Origin of the sequence: Bacillus sp. BHET2, assembly GCF_005938125.1 — a bacterium.
In the GTDB taxonomy this organism is placed as follows: Bacteria; Bacillota; Bacilli; order Bacillales; family Bacillaceae_B; genus Rossellomorea.
Genome location: NZ_VCQN01000001.1, coordinates 640315 through 659118, shown reverse-complemented (window position 1 = coordinate 659118; position 18804 = coordinate 640315). Strand labels below are relative to the sequence as shown.

The following is an 18804-nucleotide window of genomic DNA, read 5'->3' as shown; positions in this document are numbered from 1 at the left end:
TCTCAACATATAATCAAGCCGATTGCAGCTTTATAATGCCAGATTTCGAATTATCTTGCGGGTTTCAGATTATTCGTGGGGGATTTCATTTTAACGTGCGAGAATATTAATAATCATGCCAACCTGTAAATAGTTTTTATCATACAAATACCCCTTCACCGGTCATTTACGGGACTAGACACCTAACCTATTCACATACAATTAAGAGGTAAGTGATCACTCACTTTATTGTTGACTTTCTGGAAAAAACAAGTAATATTATTTGTGAGTGATTACTCACTTTCATATATTTTTCTTAAATGGAGGTTCAAAGACATGAATATATTCAAAAACAAACTGGTACTTGCATCCCCTCTCATTGCATTGGCAATTATCTTCATTTTTTCCCTAACCTTGTTCCCATCGGTTCAGCCTCAACCGAAAAATTTGCCGATTGCGATTGTAAACGAAGACGAGGGAGTACAGATTCCTGATCAACCAAAGATGAATATGGGTCAGACACTTGTTGAAAAGATCCAATCAATGTCCAAACCAACATCGGATGAAGAGGCTGCCGTAAAATGGATTGAAGTGAATAGTACAGAAGCCGTACAAAAAGGATTAGACAATCAAGAGTACTATGCAGCTCTCGTCTTTCCGAAAGATTTCAGTGCGAAGCAAGCTTCTTTATGGACGCCGGACCCATCTTCTGCTGAAGTGGAAATCTTCATTAATCAAGGGATGAATACGATGGCCGCAACTGCTTCTGGGCAAATCTTGAATGGTGTCGTCGATAATATGAACAACAGTGTTCGCGAGCAGCTCCTTGAAGGACTTGAGAAGCAAGGTACCACATTGGCGCCGAAACAGGTCTCAAGCCTAGTGACACCGATTACGAAAAACGTGAAGAACGTTAATGAAATCGGAACACATAGTGCAAACGGAAATGCCCCTGTTTCCCTGTTCCAGCCACTGTGGATGGGAAGCATGGCTAGTGCAGCGATCATCTATCTCGCTGTCAGCAAATTATCTGTTGCGAGCCGTAAAGAAAAGCTTACTGCAAAGTTTTTTCAAATCCTGATTGGGGCGGTAGTAGCTCTAGTAATCGGATTTGGCTTAACATGGATAGCAGATGGACTGATTGGATTCAAAATTCCCGATGTAACGGATACCGCGTTATTCCTGAGTATTACATCCTTCAGTTTTTATCTTATGATTTCAAGCATCCTTTCTCTTATCGGAATTAAGGGAATGCCACTTTTCGTCTTAATGCTATTCTTTGGAGCACCACTCCTTGCGATGGCACCTGAGATGATGTCATCGTTTTATCGTGATTGGTTTTATTCATGGCTGCCAATGAAATTCATGGTACAAGGATTACGTGAATTATTCTTCTTCGGAAAAGGTTTAACTTGGAGTTCTCCTGTGTCGACGCTTGTTTGGATTGGATTGGGGAGTATGGTGGTGATACTGGCTACTTCATTAAAGCCCCATGCTATTGAAGAAACAAAACCACAAGCTAATGTAGAAGGATAAAGTAAAAATGGCCATGACTTATAAAATAGATTCTAATAAATCCTAATTTTTAAAAAACAACGGGTCTTTACTTTGTTCTAACGATTAAGACCATCTCACCCATATCCGGGTTAAACCCACAACGTTTAATCGATTCAAAAAATGCAGCTGCATAAAGGCAGCTGCATTTACTGTATATCGAGAAATTCTATACATCCTTCCCAAGAGACCTCTCTCTCGGTAATGCTTTTTTATTCACCGGTCTCAGCAAAACGGTGGATTCTTTCCCCCACTTCGTCACGTACACGTTGGAAAAATGCCCATTTTTCTTCATCGGTTCCTTCTGCCTTCGCAGGATCATCAAATCCCCAATGTACACGTTTCACATGAGGGGGTGTCATCGGACATTTATCTGCTGCATCCCCGCATAGTGTCACAACTAGGTCTGCGCTATTTAAAATCTCTGGATCGATGATATCCGATGTTTGGTTCGTGATATCAATATCGACTTCGTTCATCGCTTTGACTGCGTTTGGATTTAAGCCGTGTGCTTCGATTCCTGCACTGTATACATTCCACTCTTCACCTAAGTGTTGTTTCGCCCAACCTTCCGCCATTTGGCTTCGGCATGAATTTCCTGTACATAGGAAGTAGATGGTTTTCTTTGACATGTTGAATCTCTCCTTTAATGTTTGTTAGATGATTAATAACCATATATATAGCCCCACCAGTGTAATGAAAAGGGTTGGGATGGTCAAAATGATGCCAGTTTTAAAATACGTACCCCAGGAGATTTTCACACCTTTTAATGAAAGGACGTGGAGCCATAATAATGTCGCCAGTGATCCGATCGGGGTGATCTTTGGTCCTAGATCCGATCCTATGACGTTAGCATAGATGAGGGCTTCGCGCGTGACACCCGTCGTATCGGTACTGGCAATTGCCAAGGCATCGATCATGACCGTCGGCATATTGTTCATAATGGATGATAGAATCGCCGCGATAAATCCCATACCGACAGTAGCAGCAAACAACCCTTGATCAGCCGTCACTTGAATGACATCGGCTAACACATTCGTAAGCCCTACATTCCGTAAACCATATACAACAACATACATTCCAATGGAGAAGAACACGATGGCCCAAGGAGCCCCTTTAATGACGGCTTTCGTATTAACAGCTCCACTTCTTCTAGCCATAGCCAAAAAGAAGATGGACACAATCCCTGCAATAATAGAAACCGGAAGACCAATGAATTCACTGGCAAAATAACCTACCAGCAAGATCGAAAGAACCACCCATGAGAGGCGGAACATCTTCTGATCTCGGATTGCTTCAACAGGCTTCTTCAATTGTGAAACGTCATATTTCTTGGGAATACTCTTCCGGAAGAACAGATACAGCACCAAAATACTTGCCCCTAGGGAAAAGAGATTCGGCACAATCATCCGGGAGGCAAACTCAACAAAACCGATTCTGAAGAAGTCTGCAGATACGATGTTCACCAAGTTACTGACTACTAACGGAAGGGACGTGGTATCCGCGATAAACCCACTCGCAATTATAAACGGAAAGACGAGCTTCTCACTGAAGTTCAGGTTCCGTACCATCGCAAGAACGATTGGCGTCAGAATAAGCGCTGCCCCGTCGTTGGCAAATAGAGCAGCGACAACCGCTCCAAGCAGTGAAACGTAGACGAACATCCGCACGCCACTTCCTTTTGCCGCCTTGGCCATATGCAGGGCAGCCCATTCAAAAAATCCAATCTCATCAAGGATGAGAGAAATAATAATAATCGCAATAAATGCTAAAGTCGCGTTCCACACGATGCCTGTTACATCCACCACATCGTGGAAATCGACAACCCCTGCCACAAGGGCAAGAACAGCCCCGCCGATCGCTGACCAGCCGATGGAAAGCCCTTTTGGCTGCCAAATAACGAACACAAGGGTGATGAGAAAAATCACAGATGCTAATATAGTCATAATTCCTTTTTACCTCCTATTAATCACAAGAAATGCGTAAGCCCTGTTCCTCCAACTCCGTCAATTTGGAGTCCTGGTTTGGAAGGTGGTTAAGAAGGCTTTGAATCATTGGATAAGCTTCACTATCCCGGTTAAGAGAATAAATGATCCATTGACCACGGCGCTTCTCCCTCACGATCCCCACATCCTTTAATTTACGAACGTGTTGACTAATGGCAGGCTGACTTGTTTGAAAGATTTCCACGAATTCACACACACAACAATCATTCGTATCTAGTATCTTTACCATGGTTAAGCGGGTTTTATCCCCTAATAACTTTAGAATGGTTGCAGATTTGTCTATTTCTATCGTCACTTCGTCACCTCCATATATTAATGTATGCTTATATAATAGTTCACTTATATATAGATTGCAAGACGTTTCTGTATTATTCTAAGGAGAAAGGAGTGTTGATATGAAAAAGGAATACATAGATGAGATAAAACCGGCTGACTGGAATCAAGTAGCCGAAATCTATCGGGAGGGAATCGCAACGGGGAATGCAACCTTTCAAAAAGACGTCCCTTCCTGGGAAGTGTGGGACGCCAATCATATTCAAGCAGGGCGGATTGTTATGCGTTCAGAAGATTCAATATTGGGATGGGCTGCCATGAGTCCTGTCTCCAGCAGATGTGTATACACTGGGGTAGCAGAAGTGAGTGTGTACGTTTCATCCCGGCATACGGGCAGAGGAATCGGAAGCCTCCTCCTCGATGCCTTAATTGAAGCAAGTGAACGACATGGATATTGGACTCTTCAATCGGGGATATTCCCGGAAAACCGTGTAAGCATCAAACTGCATGAGAAACATGGATTTCGAACCATTGGTCACCGTGAGAAAATCGGGAAAATGGATGGCGTGTGGCGAGATACGGTTTTGTTGGAGAGGAGAAGTAAAAGGGTCGGCGTAGGATAAAAAGCCGGGGACTGAGCCCCGGCTTTCGAGTTTACATGAATACAGTGAACAAGTGGTAGGCGTCGGATTGTGAAAGGTCCTTGTGTATAGTCACTACGACGAGTATTTCTTCTAGATATATTACAGATAAGAACGCCGCATGGGTTAGTGTCCACGCGGCATTTCGCTTATAGTATGATGATTGAAGCTCCTCGTTGGAAATCCCTCAAAGCGGCAGCCGGATAACAAACCTCGTGCCCTTCCTTTTTTCACTGAAAACATCAATCGTCCCTTCATGCATAAGTACTAATTGCTTCACGATGGAGAGTCCGATGCCGAATTCACCGTATGGGTTATTGGTACGGGACAGGTCCGCTTTGTAAAAACGGCGCCAAATCGACTTAATCTCCTGGGGATCCATGCCAATTCCTGTGTCTTCAATTTCGATGACGGTCTCGTTCCCTGAAGAAGTGCCGAATAACGTGATCGTTCCCCCGGTAGTGAATTGTATACTGTTTTTCGTGATGTTAATCAATATTTGGATGAGGCGATCATAGTCGGCGTGTATCAAAACATTCGAATCTGCAATTATCTTGATTTCATTTCCTTTTTCTTCAGCCTGGAAATCAAGCTGTTCCTTGATAACTTCGAACATATCCAGAAGTGGCAGGGTCACTTTCGAGAGGACGACCTGGTTGGAACGGATTTTTTCATAATCTAGATTTTCGTTCACAAGCCGGATGAGCCGCTTTGTTTCTTGGCTTACGAGACCGAAGCTTTTCTCTTTCTGTTCTTCTGGAATCATGTCGTTCCGGATACCCTCGATGACTCCCCGAATCGTAGTCAGCGGCGTTCTCAGTTCGTGGGACACATCCGCCATGAATTGCCGTCTCCGATTTTCCAGTGTGTCAATTTCCTCTTTGGAAGCCTGGAGTTTAGTGACCATTTCATTAAAGTCTTCGGCAAGATCCCCAATTTCATCGAAATTAGAGCTCGGGACGTGGACGTCATAATCACCCGATGACACCCGAGAAGTAGCGTCCCTGATCCGCTGAATCCGTTTGACATGATGCTTTGATAGGAACCAGCTGACCAACAGTGAGATCGCCATTGCAAGGAGTGCGATGTAAAGAAGATAATGATTGATCTCACTCAGCATTTCCCTCGAGCCGCTGATCGGAGAAATCAAGATCAGTCCACCGGTCAGCTGATCATTGATGACCCGGGGCATAATGACAAGAGATACAGCCTGGTTAAATCGTCCGAAATCTTTTTTGAGAGGAACGGTTTCTCCGCTTTCGATTTTTTGCCACTCTTCTTTAGAGAGCTCTATCCGCGGGTACCCCCCTCCTCTTGAGAAAGATACTTCCCCTTGGCGGTTGAAGGTGATCACATCGATGTTCCGTGCATGAAGCAAGTTGCTGTATTCCTCCAGATAGAGGGGCTTTCTAGGGCTTGGTCTTTCAAGGTCCGATAATATTTTCTCCCCATATGTTCTTAGTTCCGTGACCTTATTTTCGTAAACAAGATTTTCGACATACTGGGAAAATAGGAGGCCGAGGATCAAGAAAGCAATGATGAGGACGCTTGTATGGCTGAGAAGAAGCTGATAAAGATATCTAAATTTCATCTCCTGCCGCCTCATCGAATTTGTACCCTACTCCCCACACTGTATGCAGGTACGGCTTGTCCTTACTGCCAATTTTGTTGCGCAGCCGTTTGATATGAACATCAACCGTCCGCTCATCCCCGTAGAAATCATACCCCCATACGCGTTCAAGAAGCTGTTCCCTCGAAAACACATGGCGAGGGTGCTGTGAAAGATAATAGAGCAATTCGAATTCCTTTGGTGTCAGATTCGTAAGTGGAGCCCCTTTCAGAAAGACTTCACGTGTTTCCTTACTGATTTGGAAATCAGACGTTGAGACATCTCGAGTTCCAGGCGCACTGGCTTTCTCCCCTTGATACCTCCGCGATACCGCACGGATCCTCGCCATCAGGGCAAGGGGAGAGAAGGGCTTGGTCACATAATCATCGGCTCCGAGTTCAAGACCGAGCACCTGATCGGATTCACTGTCTTTCGCCGTCAGCATGATGACTGGGACCTTGGATCCACTCTCCCTGATTTTCTTACAAATGGTGACACCGTCCATCCCCGGCAGCATCCAGTCCAGGATGACAAGATCCCAATCCTTTTCCCTATAACGCCGGTATCCTTCAGACCCGTCGTGGACAAATTCGCCGTCAATCCCCTCTTTTATAAAAAACATCTCAAGCATGGATGTAACACTCTTGTTATCTTCAACGACCAAAACGTCCATAAACATTACTCCTTTCCGATTTCTCTAAAACAGCCGCGGAGACAGGTACCCTGGCACCGCCTTGGAATTTATGCAAGGTACTGAACCTTGACTCCCCTTCCCAATTACTTTCTATCTAAATTATAATCGTTTTGACCAATTCCTTCTATTAATTTCCTTCAACTGAAAAACCCCCACACCATGGCGGGGATTTCCGTTCCTATAATGATTCACTTTGAGAATCGTTCAAACGTTGATCACTTTGCTCAGAATGGTGAGGTCCTTTTCCGTGTGTACCATGCAGCCCCTTCCCACCCTTATGGAAAAATAAGCCCTTTTCCTTATTGAAAGGGAAGAAATCCAGTTTTTTCGCTTCATCAGCATGATCAATCATAATTTCTTCCATCAGTTCTTCAGGCGTTTTGCCTTCTGTTTTAACTCCCAGCTCTTTGGCGGCCTTCAGGATGGATGCTTGGAATACCTCCTGCTGCAATTTATGATGATCTTTTCCTTCTGTCTCAATTCCAAGATCCTTTGCCTGTTTCAGAAGGGCAGCTTCTCTGACTTCATCCGTAAGTGCATCCAGTTTCTTTCCATCAGTTTTGATTCCAAATTCTTTCGCTTGTTGTTTTACCAGGGTTTCCCTGACTTCTTGTGCCAATTCCTCCCGCTCTTTTCCTTCAGTAGCAATCCCCAGTTCCTTCGCTTTATTGTTCAGTTCCACCTGGCGGATTTCTTCCATGATGGCACGATGATCTTTTCCTTCTGTATTAATCCCTAATGTCTTCGCTCTTTTTTCAAGTTCAGCATCCATGATTTCTTTGGCGAGTTCTCTTGAATCCTTATCGGTAGTGTCGATTCCAAGTTCTTTGGCTTTCTCCTTCACCTGTTCCTCACTCAGATGGAAGTTTCTATGCCCGCCTCGATGATCCCCAAATACCGGCTCCGACTTTCCGCTTACAACCGCCGAATCATTTGTTTTTCCTGCATCCTCTTCAGCAGCAAACGCTGGAAGAGCCCCGAGGATTCCTACTGTTAGTACACCTGTCAGTACATAGGTTAGCGTTCTTTTCTTATTCATTTTTATTTCCTCCTTTTTTATGTGGCAGCCACCCAATCCGGCGGCTGCACTGTCATTATTTCCAGAAAACATGACCATTTTATGAACAAATCAAGGCCGATTTATGAATCTTTCAATAATTTTTCGATTTTATAGTCCTCTTTCTTTTCCTGGAGCCACGTTCCATACTCCGTTTGAAGGACCTGATCAAACAAGATGTCTTTGATTTCATCTTTATGATCGGAAAGAACGGCCTCTTTCGCTTCTTTCTTGTCCGTCACCTTGATAATATGGTAGCCAAATTCCGTTTTAACCGGATCACTAATTTCGCCCTTTTTCATCGCAAATGCCTTATCATCAAACTCCGTCACCATTTCTCCTTTACCAAAATAACCAAGCTCCCCGCCTGACTCGGCATTCGACGTATCAGAGGAGTACTCTTTCGCAAGCTCGGCAAAATCTCCTCCATCATCAATCTTTTTCTTCACTTCCTGTGCCGTTTTTTCATCATCAACAAGAATATGACTTGCCTCTATCTGTTCTTGTTGAGCAAACGTGTCCTTATTGGTTTCAAAATATTCCTTTATCTGATCTTCTGTAATCGAAATCCTGTCCTTGAGCAATTTCTCCGTCAACAAGAAGGATCTGATATTCCCTTTGACACTTTCAAGATTTGAACCGCTCGAAGCCAGTGCCTCATTAAATGCCTCATCACTGTCATAAGAGTCTTTGATTGATTCCAGTTCTTTTTCGATTTCACTGTCCTTGACCGTGAGTTCTTTCTTCTCACTTTCAAGCTTCACAATCTTCTCGGCGATCAAGGTATCCAGGGCGCCATCCCCGTACTGATCCACAAGCGTCGTATACAAGTCATCTTTACTGATAGACTCACTGCCTACTTTCGCCACTACTTCATCTTTCGAAAAACCAAACACCGCAAGTAGCGAACCGATGAGGACAACCCCTCCTATAACACTCCATAATGTGATCGAACGCTTCTTTTTATCCACTTACCCGTACTCCTTTTTATGTTCATTTATTTGTATTCTCTTTAGTTGTAGTTTTTGGTGCCAGGTACAATTTCCTTGGTTGGTTCCTGGCACAATCCACTCGATTGGTGCCTGGCACTTTCCATCCATTTTTTACCATGCACCAATCCAAACCTCAGCCTTACCCATTCACCATGCTATTACTAGTGAGCGTCAGACTAACCGTCATTTCTTTACCGTCTCGGAAAATGGTAAGTGCAATCTTATCTCCTACATTCAAGTCACCGTACAGCTGCCTTCTCAAATCGGCCACATTCGCTACTGACTTGCCATTCATCTCGGTAATGACATCGCCTTCTTTGATCCCGGCGTCAGCTGCTGCAGATGTTCCATCAATGTTGGCAACAATCACACCGGCCTCTACTGATTCAGGCAGATTGGGCAGGTAATGTCGTGGTACATCCGCGAGATTGGTCATTCCGATCCCAATATACGGGCGCTCCACTTTTCCCGTTTTGATGATTTCGCTGACGATTGGCATGAAATCCTTGCTTGGAATGGCAAATCCGAGTCCTTCTACACCGGAGTTCGAAATCTTAGCGCTGTTGATCCCAATCAATTCACCCTTGGAATTCAAGAGAGCCCCTCCACTGTTACCCGGGTTGATCGCGGCGTCCGTTTGGATGACATTCAATTCAGATTCACCTTCAGATGTCTGCACGGGAATGGTACGGTCCACCGCACTGACAATTCCTTGTGTCACCGTTCTTGATAAGTCGAGCCCGAGTGGGTTCCCAATCGCGATCACTTGTTCACCGGCGCGCAGTGCACTGGAGTCACCGACTTCCAATAGGTTGTCCGCATATTTTCCATCGATCTTCACGACGGCAAGATCGGTTAGTGGATCCGATCCGATCAGCTCTCCATCGGTCTTTTCCCCATCGTAGAGAGATACTTCAATCTTCGAAGCACCTTCTATGACATGATTGTTGGTGATAATAAAAGCACTGTCTCCTTCTTTCTTGAAGAGAACACCTGAACCTGTCCCTGCAGGAGCATCTTGTGAGGCACCCATACCATTCTGCTTCTGATAATTGACGATTCCAACGATCGATTCAGATGCATCCTCCACAATATTCGCTACATCGCCGCCTGTCCCTGTTGAAACCGTTGTGGGCGTGATTCCTGAATTAGCCGATGTGTCCGCCTGGGCATTATCTCCTGACTGCTCGATGCTCGGTTGCGCCAAGTTCTGATAGTAGTCGGTTTGAGGTAATACCGTCAGCGTCAGGACCGATCCGATGATCCCCGCCCCAACCGTATTAAGGAATCCCCGTCCTTTAAAAGGCTTCTTAGTCTTAGGAGTCCGCTCCATCTCTTCTTTATGACTAACTTCTGTATCGTTTGTTTCCGTATAATTCATTTCTTCATTTTGATTGTTGTGTTCTATCATGATATTTCCTCCTCTATTTCTCTGTTAATTTCATCATAGAAGGTAAATATGACGAAACTATTAACAATGTGTGTACAAGATTGGAAGTTTTTAAGAATGAAGGGGATTGTTATTTAGAATGTATTAGATACACTCATTAACGAAGATTTTTCGACAAACGGCTCATAAAATTGAAAAGTGGCACATATATCAGAATTCCAGCTCATAAGTGCCCGAAATCAGCTCATATATGAGTGAAGAATTAATATGAGTACCAATGAAGGAAACATAATACCACATGTTGACAATCCCCCCCTGATTTATCGCCCAGAAATTCAAAATTATGGTAAACTTATAAAAACAAGTTTTGTTGGAAGGAGCCCTAATTTGAAAAAGAAAGCAAGAATTCTCGTTGTGGCATGCATTCTGTTACTCACATTGATAGCATGTGAAAACACCGTCCAAACCCGAAAAGAACAGAAGGAAAATCAAGATAAAATCAAACTTGAAAACCTTGTAACTTCTTTTGAACATCAAAAAACAAGCCAATCATTTAAAATTGTTCATGCCTATGAGCTTTTCCAAAACTACATAAGTAGAGTAGCTAAATCGAAGAATCCCGACGATTCCTATTTGAAGATTTATCAAGAAGAAGTGATTGATCCCATATATAGTGATTGCTTCAAAGACGGTGAGTTTCTCCATATGGCTGAACCGATTCTAAACGCTTCTCCCAAACAGCTGAACGTCGGTCCTTCCCATCTCATAGAAATTCAGCATGTAATCGATCAAATCGACAGGCAGAAAACCGATGAGCTCATCAAAGAATCTCTCATTAAATCCTCTGACCTGCTGCCTTCAGGGATTGAAACAACCGTTTGTGTTCTCCCATCAAAAAATAAACACACTGACATGATCACAGTGGGCGCGGGGAAAATTAATGTCCTCTATAATCCCCTTTATACAGAGGACACGTTAAGGGCTGGAGTGGCACATGAATACCATCATAGTATCTCGGCTGAAAAGCATGTCAGAAAGAAAACAAATCCAACAGTATTAGATAACATCATCTTTGAAGGAAAAGCCGTCATGTTTGAGAAAACGGTGTACCCGGACATTGAATTTACAAAAATTGATCAATCGTATAATAAAGAAAATTGGGCGAAAATCGAACCTGATCTAAGTAAAGTTGATTTCAACCGATCACTTGAAATCTTGATGGGTGGGAATGATTTGCCTTGGATCTACGGATATAGTGAAGGATATAAGATGGTCAGGTCTTATGTCGAAGAAAATCCCGGTGTTGGCCCTGCGGAATGGACTGGGATCAGCGCTCAGGAAATCTTTGAGAAAGGGCATTACCTGGAGAAATATCAATGAGAATGTTGTCAACAATGGAGGAATTATGAAGACACTTTATAAGAATATCATTCTATTCATAACCGTATTGATCATATTTATGCTATTTGATTATGTAAAGCATGATGAATTAATAATGTGGAAGGAAAATACCATACAAGCTTTGTTTTTCATCCTCTTTTATTCATTACTAGTGTGGTTGATAAATGGGAAGAAAAGAAAGTAAAGACGGTTTCGATCATCAATGGATGGTCAAAGCTGTTTTTTCTTCCTTGCCCTCTTTCATGATGGAGGTAGATGTAAAAATAAATCAAAGTTCCATCAGACAACGAATGTTATAAGAAGCCCCATTCGGTCGTAGAGCTAGTTTAAAAGAATACATAGAAAATGGTCAGGGCTTTAAGCCGCTGACCATTTTCTATGTAATGGCACGAATCACTTTCCTGACTCGCCTAGCCTTCTAATCGTAATGAGTGTAAAAACACTCTACCCAGCAACATCGGTAGAAAATTGGCTGTTATACAGATCCGCATAAAATCCGTTCTGTCTGAGTAGTTCTGAGTGAGTTCCTTGTTCAATTACAGATCCTTGATCCATGACCAGTATCAAGTCTGCATCTTTAATGGTCGAAAGACGGTGAGCGATGACAAAGCTAGTTCGCCCTTCCATTAATCGGTTCATTGCCTGTTGTATCAGGAGCTCAGTCCGGGTATCGACACTTGAAGTGGCCTCGTCCAGTATCATGATTGGTTGATCAGCCAGGATCGCTCGTGCGATGGTCATGAGCTGTTTCTGCCCTTGTGAGATATTGGATGCTTCTTCATTTAATACGGTATCATAACCGTCAGGTAGCGTGCGGATGAAATGATCGGCATGGGCCATTTGGGAAGCTTGCATGATTTCTTCTTCCGTTGCACCCGTCTTCCCGTAAGCGATATTTTCTCTGATAGTACCCTTAAAGAGCCACGTGTCCTGTAACACCATTCCAAAGCTTTTTCTCAATTCGCTTCGAGGGACGGACCTTGTATCTATTCCATCTATCTTGATTTCCCCATCATTCAGTTCATAGAATCTCATCAGTAGATTAATCAGAGTCGTTTTCCCCGCTCCCGTCGGTCCGACGATAGCGACGGTCTGCCCGGATTGAACGTCAATGTTCATGTCGTGGATCAACAGGTTTTCTCCATAACCAAAGTCCACATGTTCGAAGGTAACAGCACCTTTTGGCCGAGTTAAGTGTTCTGAAGTCTGCTCTTTCGTTTCTTCTTCTTCGTCTAGTAGCTCAAATACCCGTTCAGCCGCTGCCACCGTCGATTGAATTACATTTGCAATATTCGCCGTTTGGGTTATCGGCTGGGTGAACTGACGTGTATACGTAATAAAGGCTTGAATATCCCCGATGGAAATCGCACGATTCGTGACGAGAATCCCCCCGACCACACTGATCAGCACATAGCTTATGTTCCCGATGAACATCATAATCGGCATGATGATCCCTGAAATGAACTGCGCTTTGCTACCTGCTTCATACAGTTCATCATTCACCTTATCGAATTGTACGCCGGCCTTCTTTTCATGTCCGAAGGCTTTCACGACTTGATGTCCGGTGAACATTTCTTCAATATGGCCATTCAATTGACCGAGCGTCCGTTGTTGATCAGAGAAGTGCTTTTGAGACCGTTTCAAGATCGGTCGGATGGCAAACACGGAAACCGGTAAGCTGACAACCGAAATCAGCGTCAATAAAGGACTGATGGACAGCATCATAATAATGATTCCCACAATGGTGACAATCGACGTGATGAACTGTGTCAGACTTTGCTGAAGCGTACTGCTGATCGTGTCGATGTCATTGGTCATCCGGCTCAGGGTTTCCCCATTCGGACGTCCGTCGTAATATTTCAATGGAAGCTTCTCAATCTTTTGATTCACATCTTCCCTTAAGTCATACGCTGTCAGCTGGGCAACGCTTGACATGATATATTGCTGGATAAAGTTGAACACACTGCTGAACACATATAACCCAGCCAGAATCAAGAGAATTCCACCGATTTTTTCAAAATCAATCCCGGCACCGGGTATCCCTTTGAACTTGCTATATGCGCCTTCAAATAATTCCGTGATCGCAGTACCCATGATTTTAGGACCGACAATCGCAAAGATGGTACTTAAGATTGCGGCGATGAAGACAGCCATAAGTTGAGTTCTTCGAGGCTTTAAATAGCCCAGCAACCTCTTCAGGGTGGCCTTGAAATTCTTGGGCTTTTGTCCCATCATCATCATGTTGCCGCCACCCGGACCAAATCCCATTTGGCCACCGCCTCTTTGAGGTTTTCGTTGATTACTCATGCCGTTTCCTCCTCTGAGAGCTGTGATGAGACAATTTCCTTATAGACATCATTGGTTTCCAGCAGCTGACTATGCGTGCCGATTCCGGCCACTGATCCCTTTTCTAGCACAATAATTCTGTCAGCATCGACAACCGTGCTGACTCGCTGGGCAACAATGAGTACCGTAGCCTTTTCCGTTTCAGCTTTTAATGCGGCACGAAGCTTTCCATCCGTCTTGTAGTCGAGAGCAGAGAAACTATCGTCAAATAGATAGATATCCGGTTTACGAACCAACGCTCTTGCAATGGACAAACGCTGTTTCTGACCTCCTGAAAGATTGGATCCGCCTTGTTCAATTTCTGCTTGAAATCCCTCATCCATCTTGCTGACGAATTCCTCTGCCTGAGCAATCCGAGCAGCCTGTTCCACTTCTTCATCACTTGCGTCTTCTTTACCGAATCGGATATTCTCTGCAATTGTTCCCGTAAAGAGAGTTGCTTTCTGTGGGACAAGACCAAGCTTTGACCTGATTTCCTCCTGAGAAGCATTCTTTATATCCACGCCATTGACCCGAATCGTACCACTCGCCACCTCATAAAATCGCGGAATCAAGTTAATGAGCGTCGTTTTTCCAGATCCGGTTCCACCTATGATGGCCGTGATTTCACCAGGGTTCGCTTCAAAACTGATATCAGATAAGGCAGGTTCTTCTGCACCAGGGTAATGAAAGGTGACATGATCAAATACCAGTGTGCCTCGATGAATATCCGCGTTTTCTGTCCCTTTATCTTCAAAAGATGGTTTCATCTCGAGTACTTTGTTAATACGTTTTGCCGATACATCCGCACGTGGGACCATGACGAACATCATTGAAGCCATCACCAAGGCAAACATGATTTGCATGACATATTGAATGAAGGCCATTAGGTCCCCGATTTGCATACCGCCATTGTCGATTCGGATGCCACCGAACCAAATGACTGCGACGACGGTCATGTTCATAACGAGCATCATAACAGGCATCATAAAGGCCATAATTTTATTCACTTTAATCGATACATCGGTTAATTCCCAGTTTGTATTCTTCATGCGCTCCTTCTCTTCCGGTTCACGGTTGAAAGCACGGATGACCCGGATCCCGGTTAAATTTTCCCGGAGCACGAGATTCAATTGATCCAGCTTCTCCTGGACGGATTGAAATAACGGAATGCCTTTATAGAGAATCAGAAGGATGGAACCAACCAGTACCGGCATGGTAAGGACGATGACCAAGGATAGTTTGGCATCCATCAACACAGACATGATAATCCCGCCAACCAACATGATAGGAGCACTGATAATCATCCGCAGCATCATGATGACGACTTGTTGCACTTGTGTAATGTCGTTCGTCGTTCTCGTAATCAGAGAGGCCGTCCCCACTTCATCGAATTCCTGCAACGAGAATTTCTCGATATGGTAGAACAGCTTCCGGCGAATATCCCGTCCTAAACCGACGGCTGCTTTCGAAGAATAGTAACTGGCAATGATGGAAGCCACCGCGCCGAGAGCGGAAACCACCAGCATAAATCCACCAATCTTCCATATATATGGGATGTTCCCAACGACCACTCCCTTGTCTATGATGTCAGACATCAGGGTGGGTAAATAGAGGGTCGACATGGACTGGATAAATATGAGAGCAAAGATCCCCACGACCATCCATTTATACGCGGATAAGTGTTTCAAGAGCTTAATCATTTGGAATCCTCCCCCTGTTCTGCTGCTTTCTCATCAAAGAAGTCGGCAATCTGCCCATGTGCCTGTAAAAGGCCGGCAAATTGCTCTTCAGACAGAGTCTCGACTGCGCCGGCCGTAAGCTGATGAATGCTGCCTTCCTGCCTGTGTATCTCTTTTAGCAGGGTTTCCCCTTTGCCACTGAGAGAAAGAAGCATTTCCCGGCGATTTTCCTCCACTTGCTGCCGGTGGATGAACCCTGCCTGAACCAGCCCATCAACGGCTTGACTCAATGTGCTTTTCGGCAGGAATGTCTCCTCCCCGATTATCTTTTGGCTCATCTCTTTCTCAGGGGCAATCGTCACTAAAACCGTATATTGTGGGACGGATAACCCATTATCTGCAGCTGTTTTCTGAACGAACCGCATCATGGTCTTATTCACTCTTGAAAATGAACGCAATAATTGTATTGCAGGAGTAAGATGATTTCCCATCGATTTGCCCTCATTTCTAATTGTTTATAAATTGAACTGTTCATAATGGAACTATTACAGTGTATTCCTTTTTTGGGAGATAGTCAAAAGGATGCGTTCGACAAACAAGGTCCGTCCCTAGCACTGCTAAAGCATTAACGCAGTGAGGGACGGACCTTGATTGATTTTGTTTTTTTCTTTTTACTCATATGAAGGGAAGGATAGAATAACAGTGGTTCCTTTGCCCGGTTTGCTCAGGACTTTGATGGTGCCTTTCATTCCTTCTACGAGTTGAAAGACGGTCATCATTCCGAGGCCCGTCCCGTTCTTCCCTTTCATGGAGAAGTACGGTTCCCCGAGTCGCATGAGCTGTTCCTTTGTCATTCCGATTCCCGTGTCGTTGATGACGATGAACACCTTTTCCTCTTCAAGGTAACTGAAGATTCGCAGCGTACCTCCTGTATCCATGGCCTCCAGTCCGTTTTTCATGACGTTGATGAGAACCTGCTGGAGCTTGTTCGGATCGCCTTTAATCGAATGATGATGGAGAATGTTCGCCTTTAGATCGACACCTTTTTTAAAGGCAAGGGGCATGATGATTTCCTTAGAGCGGCTGATCTCATCCCGGATGTCCACTTCCATTTCAAGCTCCGGGTGGGGCCGAGCAAAATTCAAGTATTGGTTGATCACTTCAGTCGCACGGTCGATTTCACTAACAGCAATGTTGGAGAGTTCGCTATTCGCATCGACATTAGTCGGATCTTCATTGATCAGCTGCAGAAATCCCTTCACCGTGGTCAATGGGTTCCGGACTTCATGACTCATACTCGCAGCCAAGTGACTGACCACCTGCATTTTCTCATACTTAATTGCTTCCAACTGAAGAATATAGATGGTCCGGATGATTTCACATAAATAAAAAACAAAGAACGTCGAACCTGTTAAGACAAATGAATAGATCAAGAGAGTGCTCGTATGACCGAAATCAAAGATCAAAGATGGAATCCATAAGGAAAGAACCGAGTAACCAAAGGCAACAAGCGAATACCAGTAAACCCTCGTCTTCCATGCTTTCATCGCCATCCTCGGTCGCATATAGATCATCACAAGGGTGGCGAGAATCGCCATGATCACCGTAATGACCAATCCCGGGCCTAAGAGAGGTAAACGAATTGCGATCATCGTGACCGCAAGCCAAGGTAAGACCCTTTTCCCACCGTAAATTCCCCCTAATAGAAAAGGAATGAATCGTAAATCATAAAGAAATCCATTCTCTAATTGAACGGCTAAAGCCATACTCAGTAACATAAGGAGCGAACTGAACAAATAGATCACCAGGGGTTTAAAGTGAAGCTTATGTACTCTATTTTTGGAAAGGTGATAAAAGTTTAATAGTAAAATAATGATTAATATGACAAGGAGGTTCATCAGTAGACCAGTAAGTAACTCAGCATAATCCATTGCCATGCCCTTGCCTCCCCACTTCACATAATTTTTAATTAGTAGAAAAAGTCTCTTCCTCTTCATTATAACGGAAATGGATTGTTTTTTGTCTTATCATATAAAACTCCACCAGATTACGCTGCGCTCCTTAATTCCTTAAATCAATCTTTATGGGAGGCGTTAGTATGACCTGAAGAGAAATGTAAATATGTGCAATTTGGGATTTTTCATGCCATTTCTTTAGTAGCTTTTGTTCATAGTCAGCCGGTAGTGTGAGAATCTGATACGGAATCACAACGAAGCAGAAACCATTATGGAATATTGAATTTTCGTCTGTCTCCATCTTTCATCATTTGTCCATAATGAAAAGGAATGCTGTAAATAAGGAGAATGAGTATGGACGGAGTTTTAATACCGATTGTAAGAACGATCATTAGTTTCATCTTGTTAATTGTCGTGACATTAGCCATAGGCAAACATATAAACTCGCATAAAAATCATTATAGCTTCGCCCTGTCCATCACTATAGGATCATTTATTGCCAATATGGGCTTTGATTCTAAGTTGGATTTTTCAGAAACACTTATTTCCTTTATTGTATTGGTCCTTTTATTTTACCTATTATTAGTGCTGTCATCTAAAAGTCGATTCCTTCGAAAGTGGCTATCCGGTCGTCCCACGGTTCTAATTGAAAACGGGAAAATTCTGGAACAGAATATGAAGAAGTTAAAGTTCACGATGGATGACTTGAACCAGCATCTCCGGGAACTGCGGGTATTTGACATAAATGAGATTGAGTATGCGCTTCTAGAAGTGAGTGGTGTTTTATCCATTAAAAAGAAAGATCGTTTCCTTTCCCTAACCAAGGGTGATATGAATGTGAATACTTCTCCATCCACTTTAATACCAATTGAATTGATGATGGAAGGTAAGATTATACAAAAGAATTTAACCTCCACCTATACGCTAGCATGGTTGGAATCTGAGGCGAAAAAGAGGGGAATCGAGTTGAACGACATTTATTATGCTGTCATCAATAGTAATGGTTCACTCTTTATTGACCAATTTGAAGACCATATTCTTTCACCAACGGATATGGAGTAAATTTAATACATTTACAAAGAGTAGAACGATTGGGTGAAAGTAAGCATATAGTGTCTCACAGATAAAAAGGATCCATGATGAGACTTAAGCTTTTCTTATTTTGAAAGTAATGGGATTGATACTATTCCATATTTCCCTAGTAAAAAGTGATTTTCAAAAGCCTGATGAAAATTTCTCAGTATAG

General features: G+C 43.5%; 16 protein-coding genes. 4 read left to right on the top strand and 12 right to left on the bottom strand.

What is annotated here, in order from left to right; genetic code table 11:
* Window positions 1-321: 321 nt before the first annotated feature.
* Entirely contained in the window at window positions 322-1515 is a 1194-nt protein-coding gene (locus FGG79_RS03460; protein ID WP_138777564.1) for a YhgE/Pip domain-containing protein, read from the top strand.
* A gap of 230 nt (window positions 1516-1745) precedes the next feature.
* Here FGG79_RS03460 and arsC read toward each other — a convergent pair whose 3' ends face one another.
* Genes arsC through FGG79_RS03445 form a run of 3 tightly spaced genes read right to left on the bottom strand, consistent with a single transcriptional unit; the run spans window position 1746 to window position 3834 of the window.
* On the bottom strand, window positions 1746-2165 hold the full coding sequence (arsC, locus tag FGG79_RS03455) for an arsenate reductase (thioredoxin) (RefSeq protein ID WP_138776352.1): 420 nt from the start codon (window positions 2163-2165) through the stop codon (window positions 1746-1748).
* Window positions 2166-2189: 24 nt separating this feature from the next.
* The gene (locus FGG79_RS03450; RefSeq protein ID WP_138776351.1) at window positions 2190-3479 is read right to left on the bottom strand and encodes an arsenic transporter; all 1290 of its coding nucleotides are present in this window, start codon (window positions 3477-3479) and stop codon (window positions 2190-2192) included.
* 19 nt (window positions 3480-3498) lie between these two features.
* The gene (locus FGG79_RS03445; protein WP_138776350.1) at window positions 3499-3834 is read right to left on the bottom strand and encodes an ArsR/SmtB family transcription factor; all 336 of its coding nucleotides are present in this window, start codon (window positions 3832-3834) and stop codon (window positions 3499-3501) included.
* Between the two features lie 100 nt (window positions 3835-3934).
* On the opposite strand from FGG79_RS03445, the gene FGG79_RS03440 reads away from it, so the two are divergent.
* The gene (locus FGG79_RS03440) at window positions 3935-4435 is read left to right on the top strand and encodes a GNAT family N-acetyltransferase (protein WP_138776349.1); all 501 of its coding nucleotides are present in this window, start codon (window positions 3935-3937) and stop codon (window positions 4433-4435) included.
* Window positions 4436-4640: 205 nt separating this feature from the next.
* Here the strand turns inward: FGG79_RS03440 and FGG79_RS03435 are convergent, their stop codons facing one another.
* From FGG79_RS03435 to FGG79_RS03415, 5 genes are all read right to left on the bottom strand, one after another.
* Window positions 4641-6044, bottom strand: a complete 1404-nt coding sequence (locus FGG79_RS03435) for a sensor histidine kinase (protein WP_138776348.1) — start codon at window positions 6042-6044, stop codon at window positions 4641-4643.
* On the bottom strand, window positions 6034-6735 hold the full coding sequence (locus FGG79_RS03430; RefSeq protein WP_138776347.1) for a response regulator transcription factor: 702 nt from the start codon (window positions 6733-6735) through the stop codon (window positions 6034-6036). Before FGG79_RS03430 ends, FGG79_RS03435 begins: the two co-directional genes overlap by 11 nt.
* Before the next feature lie 199 nt (window positions 6736-6934).
* On the bottom strand, window positions 6935-7795 hold the full coding sequence (locus FGG79_RS03425) for a hypothetical protein (protein WP_138776346.1): 861 nt from the start codon (window positions 7793-7795) through the stop codon (window positions 6935-6937).
* 101 nt (window positions 7796-7896) lie between these two features.
* Window positions 7897-8784 (bottom strand): peptidylprolyl isomerase, encoded by an 888-nt coding sequence (locus tag FGG79_RS03420; RefSeq protein WP_138776345.1) that lies wholly within the window; start codon window positions 8782-8784, stop codon window positions 7897-7899.
* 160 nt (window positions 8785-8944) lie between these two features.
* Window positions 8945-10216 carry a S1C family serine protease gene (locus FGG79_RS03415; protein ID WP_138776344.1) on the bottom strand — a complete coding sequence of 424 codons (1272 nt, stop codon included), beginning with the start codon at window positions 10214-10216 and terminating at the stop codon, window positions 8945-8947.
* Between the two features lie 366 nt (window positions 10217-10582).
* Here FGG79_RS03415 and FGG79_RS03410 point away from each other — a divergent pair, with 366 nt between their 5' ends.
* Window positions 10583-11575 carry a DUF2268 domain-containing putative Zn-dependent protease gene (locus tag FGG79_RS03410; RefSeq protein WP_240794189.1) on the top strand — a complete coding sequence of 331 codons (993 nt, stop codon included), beginning with the start codon at window positions 10583-10585 and terminating at the stop codon, window positions 11573-11575.
* A 465-nt stretch (window positions 11576-12040) separates the two neighbouring features.
* Here the strand turns inward: FGG79_RS03410 and FGG79_RS03405 are convergent, their stop codons facing one another.
* The 4 genes from FGG79_RS03405 to FGG79_RS03390 form a co-directional block, all read right to left on the bottom strand.
* Entirely contained in the window at window positions 12041-13903 is a 1863-nt protein-coding gene (locus tag FGG79_RS03405) for an ABC transporter ATP-binding protein (RefSeq protein ID WP_138776342.1), read from the bottom strand.
* Window positions 13900-15624 (bottom strand): ABC transporter ATP-binding protein, encoded by a 1725-nt coding sequence (locus tag FGG79_RS03400; RefSeq protein ID WP_138776341.1) that lies wholly within the window; start codon window positions 15622-15624, stop codon window positions 13900-13902. The genes FGG79_RS03405 and FGG79_RS03400 overlap by 4 nt, the downstream gene beginning before the upstream one ends.
* Entirely contained in the window at window positions 15621-16094 is a 474-nt protein-coding gene (locus FGG79_RS03395) for a MarR family winged helix-turn-helix transcriptional regulator (protein WP_138776340.1), read from the bottom strand. The genes FGG79_RS03400 and FGG79_RS03395 overlap by 4 nt, the downstream gene beginning before the upstream one ends.
* A 180-nt stretch (window positions 16095-16274) precedes the next feature.
* On the bottom strand, window positions 16275-17540 hold the full coding sequence (locus FGG79_RS03390) for a sensor histidine kinase (protein WP_171050783.1): 1266 nt from the start codon (window positions 17538-17540) through the stop codon (window positions 16275-16277).
* A 372-nt stretch (window positions 17541-17912) separates the two neighbouring features.
* On the opposite strand from FGG79_RS03390, the gene FGG79_RS03385 reads away from it, so the two are divergent.
* Window positions 17913-18620 (top strand): DUF421 domain-containing protein, encoded by a 708-nt coding sequence (locus tag FGG79_RS03385; protein WP_138776338.1) that lies wholly within the window; start codon window positions 17913-17915, stop codon window positions 18618-18620.
* The last annotated feature ends 184 nt before the right edge of the window (window positions 18621-18804 follow it).

What these genes read in the sequence shown, in the direction of transcription:
- arsC (WP_138776352.1), bottom strand. Translation starts at nt 2,165, where the DNA reads ATGTCAAAGAAAACCATCTACTTCCTATGTACAGGAAATTCATGCCGA.
- FGG79_RS03450 (WP_138776351.1), bottom strand. Translation starts at nt 3,479, where the DNA reads ATGACTATATTAGCATCTGTGATTTTTCTCATCACCCTTGTGTTCGTT.
- FGG79_RS03440 (WP_138776349.1), top strand. Translation starts at nt 3,935, where the DNA reads ATGAAAAAGGAATACATAGATGAGATAAAACCGGCTGACTGGAATCAA.
- FGG79_RS03435 (WP_138776348.1), bottom strand. Translation starts at nt 6,044, where the DNA reads ATGAAATTTAGATATCTTTATCAGCTTCTTCTCAGCCATACAAGCGTC.
- FGG79_RS03430 (WP_138776347.1), bottom strand. Translation starts at nt 6,735, where the DNA reads ATGGACGTTTTGGTCGTTGAAGATAACAAGAGTGTTACATCCATGCTT.
- FGG79_RS03425 (WP_138776346.1), bottom strand. Translation starts at nt 7,795, where the DNA reads ATGAATAAGAAAAGAACGCTAACCTATGTACTGACAGGTGTACTAACA.
- FGG79_RS03415 (WP_138776344.1), bottom strand. Translation starts at nt 10,216, where the DNA reads ATGATAGAACACAACAATCAAAATGAAGAAATGAATTATACGGAAACA.
- FGG79_RS03405 (WP_138776342.1), bottom strand. Translation starts at nt 13,903, where the DNA reads ATGAGTAATCAACGAAAACCTCAAAGAGGCGGTGGCCAAATGGGATTT.
- FGG79_RS03400 (WP_138776341.1), bottom strand. Translation starts at nt 15,624, where the DNA reads ATGATTAAGCTCTTGAAACACTTATCCGCGTATAAATGGATGGTCGTG.
- FGG79_RS03395 (WP_138776340.1), bottom strand. Translation starts at nt 16,094, where the DNA reads ATGGGAAATCATCTTACTCCTGCAATACAATTATTGCGTTCATTTTCA.
- FGG79_RS03390 (WP_171050783.1), bottom strand. Translation starts at nt 17,540, where the DNA reads ATGGCAATGGATTATGCTGAGTTACTTACTGGTCTACTGATGAACCTC.
- FGG79_RS03385 (WP_138776338.1), top strand. Translation starts at nt 17,913, where the DNA reads ATGGACGGAGTTTTAATACCGATTGTAAGAACGATCATTAGTTTCATC.